The organism is Cryobacterium sp. Hh38 (assembly GCF_004403235.1).
Taxonomy (GTDB): domain Bacteria; phylum Actinomycetota; class Actinomycetes; order Actinomycetales; family Microbacteriaceae; genus Cryobacterium; species Cryobacterium levicorallinum.
The window spans coordinates 156,016-174,110 of the sequence record NZ_SOHD01000028.1 but is presented as its reverse complement, the minus strand read 5'-3'; the positions used below and the strand labels follow the sequence as shown (position 1 = coordinate 174,110).

Annotated in this window: 14 protein-coding genes; 7 read left to right on the top strand and 7 right to left on the bottom strand. The window is 60.3% G+C overall.

The genetic code is table 11. The annotated features are described in order from the left end of the window. Window positions 1–107: 107 nt before the first annotated feature. From E3T41_RS10410 to E3T41_RS10400, 3 genes are all read right to left on the bottom strand, one after another. Window positions 108–878, bottom strand: coding sequence for an SDR family NAD(P)-dependent oxidoreductase (locus E3T41_RS10410; protein ID WP_134478479.1), 771 nt, complete (start codon window positions 876–878; stop codon window positions 108–110). 110 nt (window positions 879–988) lie between these two features. After that, entirely contained in the window at window positions 989–2,641 is a 1,653-nt protein-coding gene (locus E3T41_RS10405) for an NAD(P)/FAD-dependent oxidoreductase (protein ID WP_134478477.1), read from the bottom strand. 64 nt (window positions 2,642–2,705) lie between these two features. Further along, window positions 2,706–3,620, bottom strand: a complete 915-nt coding sequence (locus tag E3T41_RS10400; RefSeq protein WP_241991119.1) for an alpha/beta hydrolase — start codon at window positions 3,618–3,620, stop codon at window positions 2,706–2,708. A gap of 426 nt (window positions 3,621–4,046) precedes the next feature. Between E3T41_RS10400 and E3T41_RS10395 the strand changes: the two genes are divergently transcribed. The 4 genes from E3T41_RS10395 (at window position 4,047) to E3T41_RS10380 (ending at window position 9,637) form a co-directional block, all read left to right on the top strand. Beyond that, window positions 4,047–5,192: a substrate-binding domain-containing protein gene (locus E3T41_RS10395; protein ID WP_134478475.1), complete on the top strand. Its 1,146-nt coding sequence runs from the start codon at window positions 4,047–4,049 to the stop codon at window positions 5,190–5,192. Window positions 5,193–5,313: 121 nt separating this feature from the next. Beyond that, the gene (locus tag E3T41_RS10390; protein WP_134478473.1) at window positions 5,314–6,033 is read left to right on the top strand and encodes an SDR family NAD(P)-dependent oxidoreductase; all 720 of its coding nucleotides are present in this window, start codon (window positions 5,314–5,316) and stop codon (window positions 6,031–6,033) included. A gap of 14 nt (window positions 6,034–6,047) precedes the next feature. Next, entirely contained in the window at window positions 6,048–8,588 is a 2,541-nt protein-coding gene (locus E3T41_RS10385) for an ATP-binding cassette domain-containing protein (RefSeq protein WP_134478471.1), read from the top strand. After that, entirely contained in the window at window positions 8,585–9,637 is a 1,053-nt protein-coding gene (locus E3T41_RS10380; protein WP_134478469.1) for an ABC transporter permease, read from the top strand. The genes E3T41_RS10385 and E3T41_RS10380 overlap by 4 nt, the downstream gene beginning before the upstream one ends. Before the next feature lie 19 nt (window positions 9,638–9,656). Here E3T41_RS10380 and E3T41_RS10375 read toward each other — a convergent pair whose 3' ends face one another. Further along, window positions 9,657–11,384 carry a sigma-54-dependent Fis family transcriptional regulator gene (locus E3T41_RS10375; RefSeq protein ID WP_166791540.1) on the bottom strand — a complete coding sequence of 576 codons (1,728 nt, stop codon included), beginning with the start codon at window positions 11,382–11,384 and terminating at the stop codon, window positions 9,657–9,659. Between the two features lie 228 nt (window positions 11,385–11,612). Between E3T41_RS10375 and E3T41_RS10370 the strand changes: the two genes are divergently transcribed. Genes E3T41_RS10370 through E3T41_RS10360 form a run of 3 tightly spaced genes read left to right on the top strand, consistent with a single transcriptional unit; the run spans window position 11,613 to window position 15,332 of the window. Further along, window positions 11,613–13,106, top strand: coding sequence for an NAD-dependent succinate-semialdehyde dehydrogenase (locus E3T41_RS10370; protein ID WP_134478465.1), 1,494 nt, complete (start codon window positions 11,613–11,615; stop codon window positions 13,104–13,106). After that, window positions 13,106–14,356, top strand: a complete 1,251-nt coding sequence (locus E3T41_RS10365; RefSeq protein WP_134478463.1) for an iron-containing alcohol dehydrogenase — start codon at window positions 13,106–13,108, stop codon at window positions 14,354–14,356. The genes E3T41_RS10370 and E3T41_RS10365 overlap by 1 nt, the downstream gene beginning before the upstream one ends. Beyond that, window positions 14,325–15,332, top strand: coding sequence for a 3-hydroxyacyl-CoA dehydrogenase (locus tag E3T41_RS10360; RefSeq protein WP_370257477.1), 1,008 nt, complete (start codon window positions 14,325–14,327; stop codon window positions 15,330–15,332). The genes E3T41_RS10365 and E3T41_RS10360 overlap by 32 nt, the downstream gene beginning before the upstream one ends. On the opposite strand, the gene E3T41_RS10355 is transcribed toward E3T41_RS10360, so the two are convergent. The 3 genes from E3T41_RS10355 to E3T41_RS10345 form a co-directional block, all read right to left on the bottom strand. Continuing rightward, entirely contained in the window at window positions 15,327–16,031 is a 705-nt protein-coding gene (locus E3T41_RS10355; RefSeq protein WP_134478459.1) for a GntR family transcriptional regulator, read from the bottom strand. The genes E3T41_RS10360 and E3T41_RS10355 overlap by 6 nt on opposite strands. 83 nt (window positions 16,032–16,114) lie before the next feature. Further along, window positions 16,115–16,912 carry an IclR family transcriptional regulator C-terminal domain-containing protein gene (locus E3T41_RS10350; RefSeq protein ID WP_134478458.1) on the bottom strand — a complete coding sequence of 266 codons (798 nt, stop codon included), beginning with the start codon at window positions 16,910–16,912 and terminating at the stop codon, window positions 16,115–16,117. Window positions 16,913–16,922: 10 nt separating this feature from the next. Beyond that, window positions 16,923–18,095, bottom strand: a complete 1,173-nt coding sequence (locus tag E3T41_RS10345; protein ID WP_134478456.1) for a thiolase family protein — start codon at window positions 18,093–18,095, stop codon at window positions 16,923–16,925.

The window sequence follows — 18,095 nt, the reverse complement described above, 5'->3', positions numbered from 1 at the left end:
TGGCTCGCCGCATGTCCGGGAGCGGGGACTTCTCATCCGTCGGGTCCACGAGCAAAAAAGCTCATATTCCCAACACCAACCCGCACCACCGCAGCTAGCAAGTGACGTTACCTTGCCATGAATCCACCGTCGATGGGCAGGTTGACGCCGGTCACCCAAGTGGATTCATCCGACGCGAGATACAAGACTGCGTATGCAACGTCTAGGGGCACACCTAAACGCCGAATCGATTGATTGGCGGTGTTGACCTTCTCATATTCAACGATGCCACCGGGGAACGCGTTCGCGATGCCTTCCACCAGAGGAGTTAGCACTGTGCTGGGGTGCACAGAGTTCACGCGGATGTTGTACTTGCCGTAAACAGCCGCATCCTGTTTGGTCTGCATCGTCACGGCACCTTTGGCCACGTGGTAGGCCGTAAATTCTTCATTTCCAGTCAGACCATAAATGGAAGAAAAGTTGACGATCGAGCCAGCGTTTTGGCGAATCATGTAGGGAACGGCGTGTTTGGTGGAAAAGAATACGCCTTTGACGTCCACCGCGAAGAGGGAGTCCCACTCCGCTTCAGATAGTTCATGGGTGGGCTTATCTACGCCGATGATTCCGGCGCAGTTGACCAGAATGTCAATGGTGCCGAATTCTGCACCGATCTCTTGGTAGACCCGGGCAACATGGTCTTCGCGAGCAACGTTTAGTTGCCAGAATCGCGCCTGGCCGCCCGCACGTGTGATTGCCTCTACTACTTGACTACCGAGTTCTTCGTCGAGGTCGGTAACCACGACGCTCGCGCCTTCCTGCGCGAAAAGTTCAGCGGTCGCGCGCCCCATGCCGGATGCGGCGCCGGTAATGACAGCTGTTTTGTTTGCGAGTCTGTTCATGATTGATTCTTCCAATTGCTTCTGTTCACCGAGACTGGTTGACGTATGTGTGTAGCGGTCCGGCCGTCCCCGGCCGGACCGCTACACGCGTGGATTTCATTTTTCGTGAGTCAGACCGTGGCCGGTTCGGTTGCGACGAATGCCTGATAGCCGTTCGCCTCGGCATCTCGACAGAATTGCTGGTACACCTGCCCGCCTCCCATGTAGACCATGAACTCTTCGGCCTTGCCGGCAACGTTGTCGCCAAGGAACCAGGCCTTCGCCTTACGGCCCTCGGAATACATGACCGTTGCCTTGCCGGCTCGGTCGACTTCGTCGGCCCACCACTGTTCAGATTCGAGGGTGGCCTCTAGCCGTTCGATACCATGCTCTTCTGCGAAGGAAATAGCCCGTGCCATCCACTGGGCACCGAGTTGAATCGGAACCGGGAGGTTGGAGTAAGGCGTCTGAGGTCCGAGCGACATAAGAAAATTGGGGAAGCCGTTGACGGAGATTCCGAGGTTACTTCGAAGCCCGCTTTTCCACTTGTCCCGCAGGATTAGGCCGTCCCGCCCGACGATGTCGATATTGGTCAGGGTCCCGGTCATCGCATCGAAGCCCGTTGCGCAGATGATCACGTCGAGTTCGTATTCGGTGTCGCCAACCTTAAGCCCCTTGTCCGTGAATGTGGTGATGGGCGTCGAGGCAGTGTCGATCAAGGTCACATTGGCGCGATTGTAGGTCGCGTAGTAGCCATGGCCAGTGGGCACTCGCTTGCCGTTGAAGGAGTAGCCCTTGGGGGAGAGCAACTCAGCGGTTGCTGGGTCCGTGACGATTTCGCGAATCTTCGAGCGGATGAACTCGGACGCGAGTTCGCTCGATTCGTGATTCGTCGCGAGGTCGTTGAAACATTCGTTGGCGAAGTGAAATCCGCCCTCGTTCCACTTGCCCTGGAATATTCGTTCGCGTTCCTCCGGCGTTACCTCGAGGGCGCTTTTCTCCGCTTTCTCCATTGCGACTCCGAACGGGTGGTTCGCGGCTTTTGCGTAGATGGCGTCATAGTTGTCTTTAACGAACTGCATCCACTCGGCATCGACCGTTTCATTGTTCGTTTCAACGATGAAGTTCGGTGTGCGCTGAAAGACCACGAGCTCTTCGGCCAAGGGTGCAATCGTCGGCACGATTTGAATCCCGGATGCTCCGAGACCAATGATTCCGACCCGCTTGCCCGCGAGGTCAACACCGCCACGGGGCCAGCTTGAGGCATGGTATAGCTGGCCGGTGAACGCCTCCCGACCCGGAATGTTGGGCCAGATGGCTTGGGAAAGTACACCCATGCCCGAGACCAAGTATTTCGCGGTCTGAGAGTGACCGTCCACAAAATTGACGGTCCAGAAGTTGCCGGTTTCGTCGTAAATGGCTGATTCCACGCGGGCGTTGAACTGAATGTCCCTGCGGAGATCCAGTCGGTCGGCGACGAATTGGAGGTAGGCGAGAACTTCTTTGCCTGAAGGGTAGCGTTCTGTCCAATTCCATTCTTCGCGTACCTCTTTCGAGAATGAGAACGAGTAATAGCTGAACTCGCTGTCAGTTCGCACACCGGGGTAGTTGTTTTCCCACCACGTGCCGCCGACCTCGGAGGCCGCGTCGACGACGAGCACGCTCTGACCGATTTCGCGGAGGTGGTGCAGGATGGCGAGACCGGAAAAACCAGCCCCGATGACAATGCTGTCGTAATCGGTTCCAGCACTGGAACCGAAAACGCCTGTATCTAAAATTGACATAAGATTTCCTTTCATGAGTTTGCGTTTGGTCGCTGCGCGAGGCATCGGACGCGAAGGTGGAGGGTCAGATAGAGGGCCGGCCGGCCAGATACCAGGCGGCCATCCTGGCGATTTCCTCGTCAGCGCGCGGGTGACGGCCGGCGAGGAATGGGAAGACGTGCTGCATACCCTCGCCGACCGAAAACGTCACATCAACGCCCGCGCCAAGGGCGAGTTCGTGCAAACGCGCGCTGTCGTCGAAGAGGGACTCAATATCGCCGGCACATATGTACAGGCGGGGGAAGCCTGAGAAATTCGCATAGAGCGGGTTGACGCCCGGTTCTGCGGGATCGGCGGCACCGTCGATGTAGCGATCGATGTTTGCCTGCAGGCCCTCCGGTGCGATCAGAAAGTCGGTGTCGTTGTTGGTGACAAGGGTGCTGCCATTGTTTTCCATGTTGAGCCAGGGAGACATCGTCAAGACCTGATGCGGGAGGGGCAGCCCTAGGTCCCTGGCCCGAAGCGTCATACTGATCGCGAGGTTGCCCCCGGCGCTATCTCCGACCGGGGTGATGTCATCCGGAAGAAAGCCATCTGCTAGCAGTGCACGATAGATGCTGAGTCCGTCCTCGATTTGCGCCGGATACTTGTGCTCTGGGGCGAGGCGAAAATCAGCCACGAAGGACATCGTGCCGCAGGCCTTGGCGATGTGCCCGGCCAGCTTGCGATGGCTGGCGGATGACCCCAGAGCAAATCCGCCACCATGCATCACGATTTGCATTTGCCGAGGATCGCTTCCCAGCGGCGAGACGAGGATTCCCGGGACACCGCCCAGCGATGTATGCGTGTAGGTAACGTCCGCCGGCTCCGCCGTGGCGCGTTGCCAGTCATCAAAAATGATGCGCAGCAATCCCACGGACAAGTCGGGGTACTTCGAAATTTCTTCGATCCACTGGGCATAGATGGCGCCGAGCAGGTCGGTCGGCTTCACTGGCGACATAAAGGGACTCCTCATTGTGCGGGGCCTCATTGCAACATTGCGCAGAGGCGTCAGGTCGGGAATTTCATTCCCAACGCACTCAGACTGCCTCGTGATTTTGACCCGTGACAGCGTCGTCTCAATTTGATGCACCGTGATTTCAAGCTGACCCAAAAAGTGACGGAAATGAATGTGAACATGAGAATCACCCGGGGAAACCTGGGTGCCACCACCGCCGGAAATGCAATCTGGGGTGTGTGGGATTTCCTTTCTTCCCTTCGGAACCTATGGCTCAACTTTCGTCAGAGACGACGATTTTTGATCAATGATTCGTGACCTGCGGATGCGAATTCGCGGGTCCGGGTTGGCCATAGGCCCCTACCGAGAGGGACAGTCACACTTCGGTGTGCACTCTCGGATTCCTTAACACCAAGAGAAAGAGTTGCCATGTTCGCAAAGACCACGCTCTCGCTCGCCGCACTTGTTGCAGCGAGCGTACTGGTCCTCACCGGCTGTTCGACGGGATCCCCTGCGGGCGGGTCCACTGACAGCGCCGCTGTGGTTCAGGAGATCGGCCTCGCCGGCACCCAAGACCAGGTTCTGGATATTTCCCAATTCTGTGGAACTAAACCCATCAAGGTTGCTTATGCCGACGGCTTCGGCGGCAACTCGTGGCGCAAGATCACCCGAGCTATTTTCGAGGCCGAGGCCGCGAAATGCTCCAATATCACTGACGTCATCTACACGGATGCCCAAGCTGACACGCAGAAAGCCATCTCTGACATCAATGCCCTCGTTGCACAGGGGGTCAATGTGATCGTCTCCTTCACTGATGGCGGAGAGGCTCTCCTGCCCACCATTCGGAAAGCCACAGAGGCCGGCGTGAAGTTCGTGCCGATCATTGCCTGCCCCGGGGGCGAGCCAGGGACAGACTATGTCGACTGTGTCTCCGAAGACGTCCTCACCTACGGCAAGGGTCTGGCCGACTGGACGATCGCTCAGATGGGTGGCAAGGGCAACCTCGTCATGTCGGGCGGACAGGCGGGTAATCCCTACTCCGCCGCAGTGTATGAGGGGGTAAAGAAGTCCGTCGCCGAAAACCCTGGCATCACTTTGCTCAACACCGAAATGGGTGACGTACCCGTCGACACTGGCTGGGAGCCAGGCAAGACAAAACAGGTCTTTGCTGGCTTGATCACCAAGTTCGGTCAGATCGACGGAATCGTAGCTGATTACGGTGGAGGTTCCGTCGGTGGCGTCGAGGCGTTCGTCGACGCAAACCAGCCGGTACCACCGTGGTCTGCCAACGACTCCAACTCTTTCGCCTGCCTGTATTACGAGTACAAGGATACCCAGCCTACGTTCCAGATCGCCACGGAATCATCTCGCAACTGGGTAGCTATCCCGGCCCTGCATAAGGGACTCGCCGCGTTCAACGGAGTCGAGAACACCGAGCCGTCGACTTACAACCTCGGCATCATTGAGGACTCCACCAACCCTGACATGATGCCCGTTTGCGAAAAGGAGCTCCCGAATGACGCCATCATCTCGTCGGGCCTGTCGGTTCAGGATCTGACCGACCTCTTCAAATAGCAAGAATTAACTCCGCCGGTGCCGGAGGAACAATGTTCCTCCGGCACCGGCCTTGAGCCACCCACCTACTTCGACGGCGAAGCTCATCTCACTCGTCGAAAATTCCTGAACGGAGACAGACATGAATCGTTTGCAGGGCAAAGTCGCCATTGTGACGGGTGCCGGACGCGGTATCGGCCGCGCTACGGCCGACCTCTTCCTCAGCGAAGGCGCAACCGTCATCGCCACCAGCCAATCCGAGCATTCGGACCTCCCGTCCGGCGTCGAGTTTTTTCAGCAGGACGTCGCTGACGAACGTCGGTGGGCCGAAATTGTCTCAGACGTCGTGGCCCGGCACGGTCGGGTCGACGTGCTCGTGAACAATGCTGGGATTATCGCCTACGAGCCACTCCTCGAGCTGACCATGGCCGCGTGGGAACGCGTCATCGCCGTCAACCAAACCGGAGTGTGGCTCGGCATGCGAGAGGTCATCCCGCATATGGTGCAACAGTGCGCCGGTTCTATCATCAATGTCTCTTCGATCTGGGGGAATGCCGCTGTGGCAGGGGCTCACGCATACCACGCCACAAAGGGCGCTGTTCGAACGATGTCGAAGAATGCTGCCATCACCCACGCGACGCACGGAATCCGCGTGAACTCCCTGCATCCCGGATTCATCGCGACACCGTTGACGGACGCTCAGGCGGATGACGTCAACGAGTTCGTTATCGGCCAAACCCCCATGGGACGTGCCGGCCTGCCCGAAGAGATTGCTTACGGTGCCCTCTTCCTCGCAAGTGATGAGTCCCGATTCATGACCGGATCAGAACTCATCATCGACGGCGGATACCTCGCTCAGTAGGACGGATTGAAATCATGACTATCGAAGAACATCCCCCAACGCAGTTGCTATCGCTCTCCCCGGAAAAGGTTCTGAAAGCCGGCACCGTCGTGCTCAAGCTCAGCGGGATTGTCAAGACCTTCACCGGTGTCCGCGCCTTGACTAACGTGGATCTGGAGGTCGTCGCCGGAGAGGTGCACGCTCTGGTCGGCGAGAACGGCGCCGGCAAGTCCACGCTGATGGCGGTCGCATCGGGAGCGCTGGAACCCAATGCTGGAACCGTGGAGATCGTCGGCCAGCTGATGACCAGCGCATCCCCAGACGAAGCACGAAAGCTTGGCCTTGGCATTGTGCGGCAAGACCCGGCGTTGCTTCCTCACTTAACCGTTGCCGAGAACATGGCCATCGGCGTGGGCTATGCACTCGCCGGCGGTTTCAAAAGGGCCCCTGCCTGGGCGCAGGCCCACCTGGACCCATGGCAAATGGGAATCGACGCCCGTTCCCGGGTAGAGGACCTGTCCGTCGAGCAACGATTCATCGTCGAAATTGCTAAAGCCCTGGCCCTCAAACCCCAGGTACTGATCCTCGATGAACCCACCGAACATCTCAGCAGCGACGAGGTGCAGCGATTGTTCCGCCGAGTGCGGGAGGTTGTTGCCGGTTCGGCTGCTGTCGTCTACATTTCGCACCGTATTCCGGAGGTCAAGGAGATCTCGGACCGCATCACGGTTTTACGTGATGGCCAGGTGCGGGGAACCTTTCAAGCTGAGGACGTCGACGAACAACAGATCATCGAATTGGTCATTGGACGGGCCCTCGAAACCGTTTTCCCGCCCAAGGGTGGAGAGTCAGGCGCGATCCGAACCGAAGACCGGCTCAAGGTGGATGGCCTGCGGGGAAATCACTTCCACGACATTTCCTTCGCCGTCAAAGCCGGCGAAATCGTGGGTATCGCCGGAGTGCAGGGCAACGGACAGGCCGAACTCATCCGTGCTCTCGCCGGCATCGAGCCGGCCAGCGGAGAAATCCACGTCACCGACCGGTCCGTGCGACTGGGAAGCAATGCTGCGGCGGCGCGTGCCGGAATTGTCTACGTGCCGTCGGACCGGCATGGGGAAGGCGTTTTCATGCCCCTCACCGTCGGCGAGAACATCGTCATGAAGACGTTGGGCTCGGTATCTAGGGCGGGCATCATCAGCGAGAAGCGCATCGCGCAGGTCGCCAACGAGCAGATCAATAACCTGTCGATCAAGACTCCGTCCTCGCGCACGGCGATTGCTTCCCTATCCGGCGGAAACCAGCAGAAGGCTGTGCTGGCCCGCACCCTGCTCGCCGAGCCGAGGGTCTTGCTGGCTGAGGAGCCCACTCAGGGCGTTGACGCCGGCGCGAGGGTGGATATTTACCGGATTCTTCGCGACGCCGCCGACGACGGTGCCGCCGTAGTCATTCTCTCCTCGGACGGTGTCGAGCTGGAAGGGCTGTGCGACCGGGTCTTCATTATGTCCCGGGGAGAGCTCATCGCCGAACTCGAGGGCGACAAGGTCACCGAGGCCGAAATTGCCCGGGCCGCGCTGACCTCGACGACCATGAGGCAGCGGGCAGAGGCGTCAGCATCACGCTCAGGGCGGTTCCGCAGTTGGTTGCGCGGTGACCACTCCCCGGCCGCAGTATTGGGGGTGGTGATTCTACTTCTGGCACTGGTCGTCGGGAGCAGTAACGGCGCCTACTTCTCGGCCTTCAGCCTCAACAATCTGTTGTTCTTGGCTGCCCCCTTGATCCTGATTGGGGCGGCCCAACAGATTGTCGTCCTGGGATCAGGCTTTGACCTCTCAGTCGGTCCGCTGATGGGGTTCCTCGTTGTGCTGGCATCCTTTTTCGTCATCGATGGAGGAAATATCGTCGTGGGACTTGGCCTGATGATTGCGGCGGCACTGGCCGTTGGCTTCATCAACGGGTTCCTCGTGACGCGGTTCAATTTGAGCCCCGTCGTCGTTACGCTGGCCATCGCTCTTGGGCTGCAAGGGGCCTTCCTGATGCTGAGGACGACGCCGGGCGGAATTATCACGACTGACGTCACCGACGTCGTGTTCGCGCGCGTCGGCTTCGTTCCTGTCGTCACGATCGTTGCGGTTACCGTTGCTCTACTTCTCGAATGGGCTCTGCGTCGCAGCCGCTGGGGCGTGGAACTTCGTGCGGTCGGCTCACGTAAGGACGCCGCCGAGAGCCTGGGCATCAATGCGCGCCGGGTTCAGCTGCTCTCTTATCTCTTCACCTCCTTCTTGGTGATGCCGACGGCGGTCCTCCTGATGGCGCAAATCGGTATTGGGGACGGTCGGCCCAGCCTGCCGTTCACGCTGTCTTCGATCACCGTCATCGTCCTGGCGGGTGCAAGCATTTTCGGTGGAAGGGGTTCCTTCATTGGAATCATCGCCGCCGGGTTCTTGGTTGCCCAGATCCTCGGCATCCCTGCCTTCCTCGGTCTCTCTGGTGCCTGGGGCTATTGGTTGCCCGGACTAATCACCGTCGGAGCGGCCGTTTTGTACGCACAACTTCGCCGAGTAAGGAAGACCTCATGACTAGCCCTGTCGACATGAGAATGGACGTTCGTTGGAAGCGATTGCTCTCTGGCGGTTCTGGTGCCATCTGGATCGCAACGATCGCACTGTTCCTGCTCAGCCCTATTGTGGCTCCAGGCAGCCTCGACGCGGCTCCGGTAGTGGGAATGCTGCCCTTCGCTGCAGTTCTGGGGATCGCGGCCGTCGGCCAGACTCTGGTCATCCAGCAGCGAGGTCTGGACTTGTCAGTTCCGGGCATGATGGCTTTCGGCGCAGTCCTCGTCTCGAGCCTTCCCCAGAATTACGGCTGGCCTGTGTGGGCGGCCATCATCGCGGCAATTGTTCTGCCTGGTGGGGTGGGGCTTGCCAATGGCATCTTGGTGACCCGCTTCGGCGTCATGCCGTTGGTTGTGACGCTGGGCATGAACGCGGTGCTCCTAGGAACCGTCTTCGGGCTGTCGAATGGCACTCCATCTGGTGCGCCGGCACTGCTGGCTGATTTCGCTAGCGATAAATTCGCTGGAGTGCCCAATGCCTTGCTGGTCGCGATCGTCGTCGTTGCACTCGCCGGATTCATTACTCAGCGGTCTACCATCGGTCGCCGCCTCACTGCGGTGGGCGTCAGTGAGAAGGCCGCGGCTGCGGTGGGCATCCGGGTGGGAAGCTACCAAATGCTCGCGTACGGCTTCGCGGGTGTCGCCTACGGAATCGCGGCGGTTCTTTACACCGGATACGTGTCGACGCCGCCGTTGTTTTTCGGGGAGAGCTATCTGTTGCCCACGGTGACGGCTGTCGTGCTGGGGGGCACGGCGCTGACCGGTGGACGTGCCGCCCTCGTCTCGACCGGAATCGCGGCTCTGTTCCTCACCCAATTGGGCCAGCTTCTGCGTGCCCTCGGCTGGCCTGAACCACTTCAGCTCCTGGCTCAGGCCGGCGTGCTTCTGTCGGTTGTTCTCCTTCGCGAACTCGTGCCGGCTCTGGCCCGGGCGAGAGCGTCGCGCTCTGCACGGTCGCCCAGACCTCGCAGCTCGGCCGCGGTCGAAGTCGAACCGGCAGGTTCCAGACGATGATGACGGTGGCGTGCAACCTTTACTCGGTGCCGAGTCGGTATGCCTTCATCTTCCGATACACCGTGGCGCGGGAAATGCCCAAGATGTCCGCTGCTTTCACCCGGTTACCGGATGCCTGTTGGAGGGCCTTGCGAATGGCCTCGAGTTCCATGCGCTCAATGAGTGTCAGCGTCTTAGCGCTCTGCATGGGAGTCGGGAGGTCGGTGGGCTGGATAGCGCCCGACTTTCCCCGGGACGCTAGCCCGATGATAAGTTGCCGCAGCTCTTTGACGTTGCCGGGCCACGAATACGCGCGCAGCAACTCCTTCGTCCTGTCCGTGAGCTCCAATTTGGCGCTGGGAGCTACCGCCTCTGCCAACGTGCGCCAGAGCTCAGGAAGGTCATCAGTTCGGTCTCGTAGCGGGGGAATCCAGACGCTCTTCACGTCGAATCGGCGCTCGAACTGCTCGGCGTCGGTGGGGGAGTCAGCGGTCAGGGTCAGGAGGAGCGGCGCCGTAGGCTGTCGCGTGTCGATGAGTGACCGCAGCCCATCGAGTGCTGGTTTGTCTAGGGTCTCAATGCCGCGAATAACGATTTCGGTTCGCGCCTGTGTCGCCTCAATCACACGGCCGAGCCACTGGCGAGTTCCGACGATGTGGCGTTCGGCTGCATCAATGAGCGTGATCGAGCCTGGCACGGTCCCTGCCTTATACGGGATTCCGAGGGCTAATGACGTCTTCCCCACCCCGGTCTCACCGACGAGAATCACCGGAGTCTTGAGCGACCGGAGCTTGTCAATGTGGTTTACAACGGCTAACCATTCCGGCGAACGCCCGGCCATTCGCGGTGCCGGATTTGTGGGGCGAGTGGGGGTTTTGCGAGCAGCCGGCGCACCGACGACCACGACGTTGTTTCCCTGTCCAACCATTGTGAGGTCGAGATGGGTAGGACCCGAGGACAGTTCGACGAGGTATCGCCCGCTGGGACGGTCCTCTTGGCCCAGTGAGCGAAGCAGGTTCATATCATGAGCATTCAGTTGATGGGCCGTCGAGCTTTGAATAAGGGCTCCCTGAGGCCCGAAAGCGACGACGGGGGAGTTTTGTTTACGGGACAGATCCAAGAAGACGCTGAACATCTCCCTGGCCCCCGGTTGCTCAACCGACATGAGGTGCTGTTCCAACTGTGCGGTCAGAGATTTCACCAGCGGTTTGAGCAGATCGCTGCGGGGTGTCATATCGCAGGAGAGGGTGATGACTGCAAGCAACTTGCGTGTGATTGGGTGCAGAACGGGAGCTCCGGTGCACACCGCGTCCTGATACATGTCGGCAAAATGCTCGGTACCTCGGATCTGAACGCTCGACCCGGTCGCAACAACGGTCCCCACTCCATTCGTGCCGACCACGTTCTCGGCAAGGACCGCACCACGAACCGTGCCGACCCGATCAAGGTGCGAACGAGATTGGCGATCCTCACACCAGCGCTGCAGAATCTGGCCGCGGGAATCGGCCAGAAGAAGTGCCAAGCCGGTTCCCTCCAGATCTTCGGCGAACCTGTTCATGGGCGCCCCGAGCATGTCGAGGAGGTGCTCGTCGAGGAGAGCCTCCGGCACGTGCGGCACCGGTCCAACGTTTGCCGGGGCGCCAAGCGCCGCTTGGGAGCGTTGCCAAGACTCGACGAGACCGATGTTCCGGATTTCTTGGGGAACTGTCGAACCGAGGAAATTCTCCTTGATCGACTGGGTCAAGTTCGCGTCAAAGTTCGATGTCACGATTCCACTCCAATGGGGATGTCTGGCAATTTCAGTCGGCATGGCAAGCCGACGGGTAGTGAGGCGAATTTTATGCTATCGGCGAGCAAAGAACCTATATAGACACGAAAGTAGCACCAATTTCTGTAGTACCGTATTACGAGAATACCCTATTTGCACGAAAAGTCGGCGGAAACACAGTTCCCGAAGGGCCAATTGTGCATACACGGATCAAAGGAGAATCGGAACATGAACCTGCACGTTGACACCGAGACGCGGGTGAACCTTCGGGGCCACCTCGTTCCCACCGGGCTGTTCATTGATGGAGACTGGCGAGCGACCGACTCGAGTTTCACTGTCACGAACCCTGCGGACGCCACTGTTATCGCCGAGATGGCCGACGGAACCGCTGAGCACGCATTGGCTGCGCTGGACGCAGCGGTCGCCGTCTCTTCTGGATGGCGCCTATGGTCGCCCCGCCGCCGGGCAGACCTGTTTCACCGGGCCTACGCGCTGCTGACCGAGCGTGCCGATGCCTTCGCCGATGTGATGGTTTTAGAAAGTGGAAAGCCTCGGGCAGAAGCTCAGGGCGAGTTCGTTCTCTCTGCAGGATTCTTTCTCTGGTACGCGGAACAGGTCGCCCACCTGCACGGCACATATCAGGAGGGGTCGCCCGGAGGCTACCGAATTATCGAGACCCATCAGCCCGTCGGGCCCAGCCTTTTGGTAACCCCGTGGAATTTTCCCCTGCTCATGTCGGCCCGCAAAGCCGGAGCGGCATTGGCAGCCGGCTGTACCGTCATCATGAAGTCCGCCCGCGAAACGCCCCTGACGGCGGCACTGTTCGTGCAGACCCTGCACGATGCGGGGTTCCCGGCCGGTGTCGTCAACCTTATTCACACCAGCACCTCGGCCAAGATTTCGACTGCGGTCATGGCAGACTCCAGGCTCCGCAAGGTGAGCTTCACCGGTTCGACCGGTGTCGGTTCGACCCTGCTCAAGCAGGCCTCCGAGCACGTCGTCAACTCGTCCATGGAGCTGGGGGGCGACGGGCCATTCATCGTCCTTGATGATGCTGACGTCGATCTGGCGGTCGATCAGGCCATTATCTGCAAATTTCGAAATGCCGGTCAGGCCTGTGTCGCCGCGAATCGGATCATCCTCCACAGGTCTATCGCCGACGAGTTCACCCGCAAGTTCGTCGCACGAGCCCGCGAACTTACGGTCGGCGATGGCTTCGACTCGAAGGTCGAGGTTGGCCCGGTCATCTCCCAACGCCAGCTGGACCGCGTCGTCGGCCTCGTGAAGTCCTTTCAGGAAATCGGGGCGACTGTGCTCACCGGTGGAAGCGTGATCGAGGGTGCCGGGTTCTTCTTCGAACCGACCGTCCTAGCCTTCCCCACGCACAAGCACGCGTTTTGCAACGAGGAACTCTTCGCGCCGGTGGCGGCCTTGTACACGGTAAATTCCGTGTCCGAGGCCCTGGCCTTCGCCAACGACACTCATTACGGACTGGCAGCCTACCTATTCACGGGTGATCTCTCCCGGGCGGTCACCATCGCTGAACGCCTCGACTTCGGAATGGTCGGGGTGAACCGGGGCATCATGGCTGACCCCGCCGCACCGTTCGGTGGAATCAAGGCCTCCGGACTGGGCCGAGAAGGCGGACACGACGGAATCTACGAATTCATGGAGCGCAAATACGTTGCGCTCACCATCGACGAGAAGGCAGGACTGCTCTAATGACTGTTCCCAGCATTGACAACCAGCTCGGCCTCGGCCTGCTTCGCCAACCTCGGTCGGTGTTTTTCGGCCCCGGTCAGCGCCGCCAGATTCCCTTTATCGTTGAGCCCCTGGGCACGTCGGTGTTGATCTGCACGGACGAGCGAATGGCGACGACGGCTGAGTTTCGGGAGGTCGTTCAATCGCTGGAATCCCGTGGGTTGACCGTCCACGTCTTTTCCAGCGTGGAACCTGACCTGCCGCGCAGCAACGTGCTCGACCTCCAGGAGAAGTTCGCCTCTGCAGGGATTGAGGTCATCGTCGGGCTTGGCGGTGGTAGCTGTCTTGATATGGCCAAGGTGGCAGGCCTGCTTCTGTCCCGTGGAGGCGATGTGCGGGACTACTACGGGGAGAACCTCGTCGATGGACCCGGCCTGCCCGTCGTTACCGTGCCGACTACCGGGGGTACGGGGGCCGAGGTCTCGTGCATTGCCGTGGTCTTCGACGCCGACAAGGGTATGAAGATCGGGGTGGCCAGCGCCCATCTCGAGCCGGTCGCGGCGGTTGTCGACCCGGAACTCACACTCACCTGTCCTCCCGGCCTCACCGCGGCAACGGGCGCGGATGCTCTCTCACACCTGATCGAGACTTTCACCGACCGCTCCAAGAATCCGTCCCCAGAGGAACTCGCGGCCCACCTGTACGTGGGTAAGAACGTACTCACCGACATCTACTGCCGCCACGGGCTCTCCCTTCTCGCAACCTCTCTTGAACGCATCGTTGCGGACCCCAGTGACCTGCAGGCCCGATCCGACACAATGCTGGCGGCTTTCTGTGGTGGGATGGCGCTGAATACGGCCGGGACCGCTGGCATCCACGCAATTCAGTCTCCGATCGGAAACCTGACCCACACGCCGCACGGATTCGGCGTTGGCGCACTTCTTCCGTACTTGATGCGGTACAACTTGCCGGTGAGACAGGCTGAATTCGCGGAAATTGGGCGCATTCTCGGTGTGGCGACCGAGTCTGAGACGGAACTCGAACAGGCTCAGGCGGCGATCGTACGGGTGGAACAGATTCTTGCCGCGCTAGGTGTGCCGCTGAACCTCAGGGAACTCGGCTTGAAGCCGGAGGATTTCGAATATGTCGCAGACCAGGCACTGCTGGCATCGCGGTTGACGGCTAATAATCCGCGCCCGCTAACTAAAGAAAACATCGTCGCGATCCTCGAGCGCGGCTATGCCGACGACCGTTCTTGGTGGAGGATTTAGCGCGATGAGTCGGACAGTCGCTATTGCCGGGGCCGGCTCGATCGGAGTGGCCTTCGCCGTGTTGTTCGCCTCGGCCGGCTTTTCCGTTCGGGTCTGGGACGCGCTACCCGAGGCGTTTGACCGCGCTCGTGATGACCTGAGTGACCGTCTGGCCCTTCTCAATGAACACGGGCTGATCTCGGAGCCGGTCGATGACGTTTCGCAGCGGGTGAGTTTTCACGAGATCTTGTTCGATGCGCTGCGTGGGGCGGAACTCGTTCAGGAATGTGTGCCGGAGCGCCTCGACATCAAGCGCGAAGTTTTCCAGCAGCTCGGGGCCTACAGCGAGACGTATGCCGTGCTGGCGAGCTCGAGTTCGGCGATCGTCTCCAGCGAGTTCGCCTCGGCGACTCCCGCGCGTGAGCGAGTGCTCATCGCCCATCCAGGAAATCCGCCATATCTAATTCCGGTTATCGAGCTTGTTCCATCGGAATACACTGCCAGGGAGACCGTCGAGCGGGCGACGGAGATCTATCATGCTGCCGGGCTTAAGCCTGTTCTTGTGCGGAAGGAGATTGAGGGGTTTCTGTTCAATCGGTTGCAGGGCGCCGTGCTTCGCGAAGCATATTGCCTCGTTCGGGACGGCGTGGCCTCGGTCGAGGACATTGACGAGGTCATGCGCAGCGGCCTCGGCCGCCGATGGAGCGTGATCGGTCCGTTTGAAACGGTGGACCTGAATACTCGGGGCGGGATCGAATCGCATGCAGCGAAGATGGGCCCGGCCTACGAACGCATGGGCTCATCGCGGGGCCAGGCCGATCCGTGGACGCCTGACTTGATTCAGGTTGTCACGGCACAGCGCCGCTCAATACTGCCGTTGGACGAGTGGGCAAGTCGTGTTCGATGGCGTGATGAAGCCCTCATGAGGCTCAAAACCCACTTCGAGGACGTGCCGGAAGTACGGCGGCCTGCGCCCAAGGTACCCTTCCGTCTATGAGAGGTGCGCCGCATCGGCCGTGGGGTCCACTCGCGCCTGGTATTCGAGCACGGCGAGTGCGCCCGCTAAACGGATGTGTTCCTCACAGCGTTGGCGCGCGACAGCCGGATCCCGGTCGACGGCGGCGGACTGAACGATTCCGCGCAGTTCTTGCATTGAGACGTTAACCCGCTCGCTGTCCAGAAACGCGTAGTGCCGGAAGATGCCGATACGAGTGTGGATGCCCTTCAATGATGCGGAGAGTACTTCATTTCCCCCGCCGCCGAGCAGGATTCGGTAGAACTCGTCCTTCGATTCTCCCCGGGTACGTAGATCGCCCGCCAGATAGGTCGTTTCCATGAGCACAAGATGCTCGACGAGATGCCCTACCTGTTCCGCGTGAGCATTGCGGGCGAAGAGTTCCCCAGCCAACCCCTCGAGACTGGCGCGCACCTCATAGAGAGATTCGATGTCCCGAGCTGACAGAATCGTCACAATCGGTCCGCGGTTCGGCAGCATTGTAATGAGGCTCTCGGATTCAAGCTGCCTCAGGGCCTCCCGGATGACCGTGCGGGAGACTCCGTAGCGTTCGCACAGGGTGTTTTCGAGGAGGCGATCGCCGGGATGCATGATGTTGTCGAGGATGTCTTGACGCAGGATTTCGACTACTTGCTGGCGAAGGGGGGCGGCGCGCTGTGCAATGATCCTGGGGTCAGGCATATTGTGACCTTCAATGTCGACGAGTTGCATGTTGGCGAAGCGCCGGACACTTCACCATATTAGCCCACGGGCCTGTAATACGGTCAGACGGGCGAGGTGGTCCCCGTCGCCGAGAGGTCGGCGGTGACAAGTCGCGCCGTTGCACTCAGGCCAGGGAGCAGTGCGGCCAGTGTGACTGCGATTGGGTCCCTCGCAACCGTCGACACGTTGACAGCCGCAAGGACATTTCCGTGGGAATCGTGGATCGGCATCGCGAGTGAACGGAGACCGAGCTCGAGTTCCTCGTCGACCAACGAGTAGCCTGCACGGCGGGCTTCCTCTAAAGATGCCTGAAGGTCAGTTAGGGAGGTTTTGGTGTGAGGGGTCAGTGCGCGCGGCGAGCTGGCCTGGATCAGGGTGGTGGCTTCTGTAGAGGGCAAAGCGGCGAGGAGGACGCGTCCCATCGCTGTGGCGTACGCGGGGAAGCGGGTGCCAACGGTAATCTGCACCTGCATAATCTTGCGGCTGGCGGACCTTGCAATGTACATGATGTCGCCGCCGTCGAGGACGGCGGCAGAGGCCGACTCGTGCAGCTGGGCACTCAATTCCTGCAAACGCGGGGCGATGACGTCGGGCAAACCCAAGGCCGAAAGGTAGCTGAAGCCCAGTTCGAGTACACGTGGGGTGAGTGAGAATTGCTTTGTATCTGACCGGACGTAGCCGAGGTGTTCCAGGGTGAGCAGGAAACGTCGCGCCGTCGCCCGGGTCAGATTCGTGACGGCGGCGACTTCGGTGAGCGTCATCCGCGGGCGTTCGGCGGAGAAGGCAGCGATAACCGCGAGTCCCCGGGCCAGCGATTGAACGAAGTCAGGGCTGGTGTCGGGGGCGGACGTCTCATTCATTTTCAGAAGCCTAGCGTTCGAGCACGACCGCCAGTCCCTGGCCGACGCCGATGCAAATAGCGGCGACGCCGATTCCACCGCCATTCGCCTCGAGTTTACGAGCGAGTTGGCCAATAATGCGGGCGCCGGATGCCCCGAGTGGGTGGCCCATGGCGATCGCGCCGCCGTCGACATTCAATTTGTCGGGGTCCAGCCCGTCCCAAAGACGAATGCAGGAGAGCGCTTGAGCGGCGAAAGCCTCGTTCAGTTCAACGAAGTCAACGTCAGCCCACGTCAGTCCGGCGCGCGCGAGGGCCCTGTTTGCGGCTTTCACCGGGGCGATGCCGAAGATGTCGGGATCGTTCGCGGCGACTCCTCGGGACACGATGCGGGCGATCGGGTCACCCAAGTCGGCATCCTCGCCGGCGATGAGAAGCGCGGCAGCACCGTCAGTGAGTGGGCTGGAATTGCCCGCGGTTACGGACCCACCAATCTTGAAGACTGGTTTCAGGCCACGGAGCGTGTCGAGTGTGGTGTTAGGTCGGATGCCTTCATCGACGCTGAGCACCGTGCCGGGAACCGCAACGATCTGTTTGCGGAAAGTTCCGTTGGTCCAGGCAGCGGTGGCCCGTTGGTGGCTGCGTACGGCGAATTCGTCTTGCTCGTCGCGGCTGATTCCATAGCGGTCGGCCAAGATTTCCGCAGTCTCGCCGAGGGGGACAGTCCAATGGGGGTCCATCGCGGGGTTGGACATTCGCCAGCCGATGGTTGTCGAATGCAAGATCGCGTCGGCAGCGGGGAATCCTTTCCGAGGCTTCTGCATCACCCAAGGGGCGCGTGACATGGACTCGACTCCGCCACTGAGTACTACGCGCGCGTCGCCCGATTCGATCGCGCGACTGGCCTGAATTGTGGCTTCCATGCCTGAACCGCACAGACGGTTTACTGTGGTGCCGGGGACGGATGTGGGGAATCCGGCAAGGAGGGACCCCATCCGTGCCACGTTGCGGTTATCTTCGCCAGCGCCGTTAGCTGCGCCCAAAATTACATCGTCGATCGCCTCCAAAGAGAGTTCAGGGTGTCGGCGGGCGAGTTCGCCGAGAACCAAGGCGGCAAGGTCATCCGGTCGAGTGTCTGCAAGTGACTGGCCGTAGCGGCCGAAGGGTGTGCGGACGTAATCGTAGATATAGCTGTCGCGTACCAT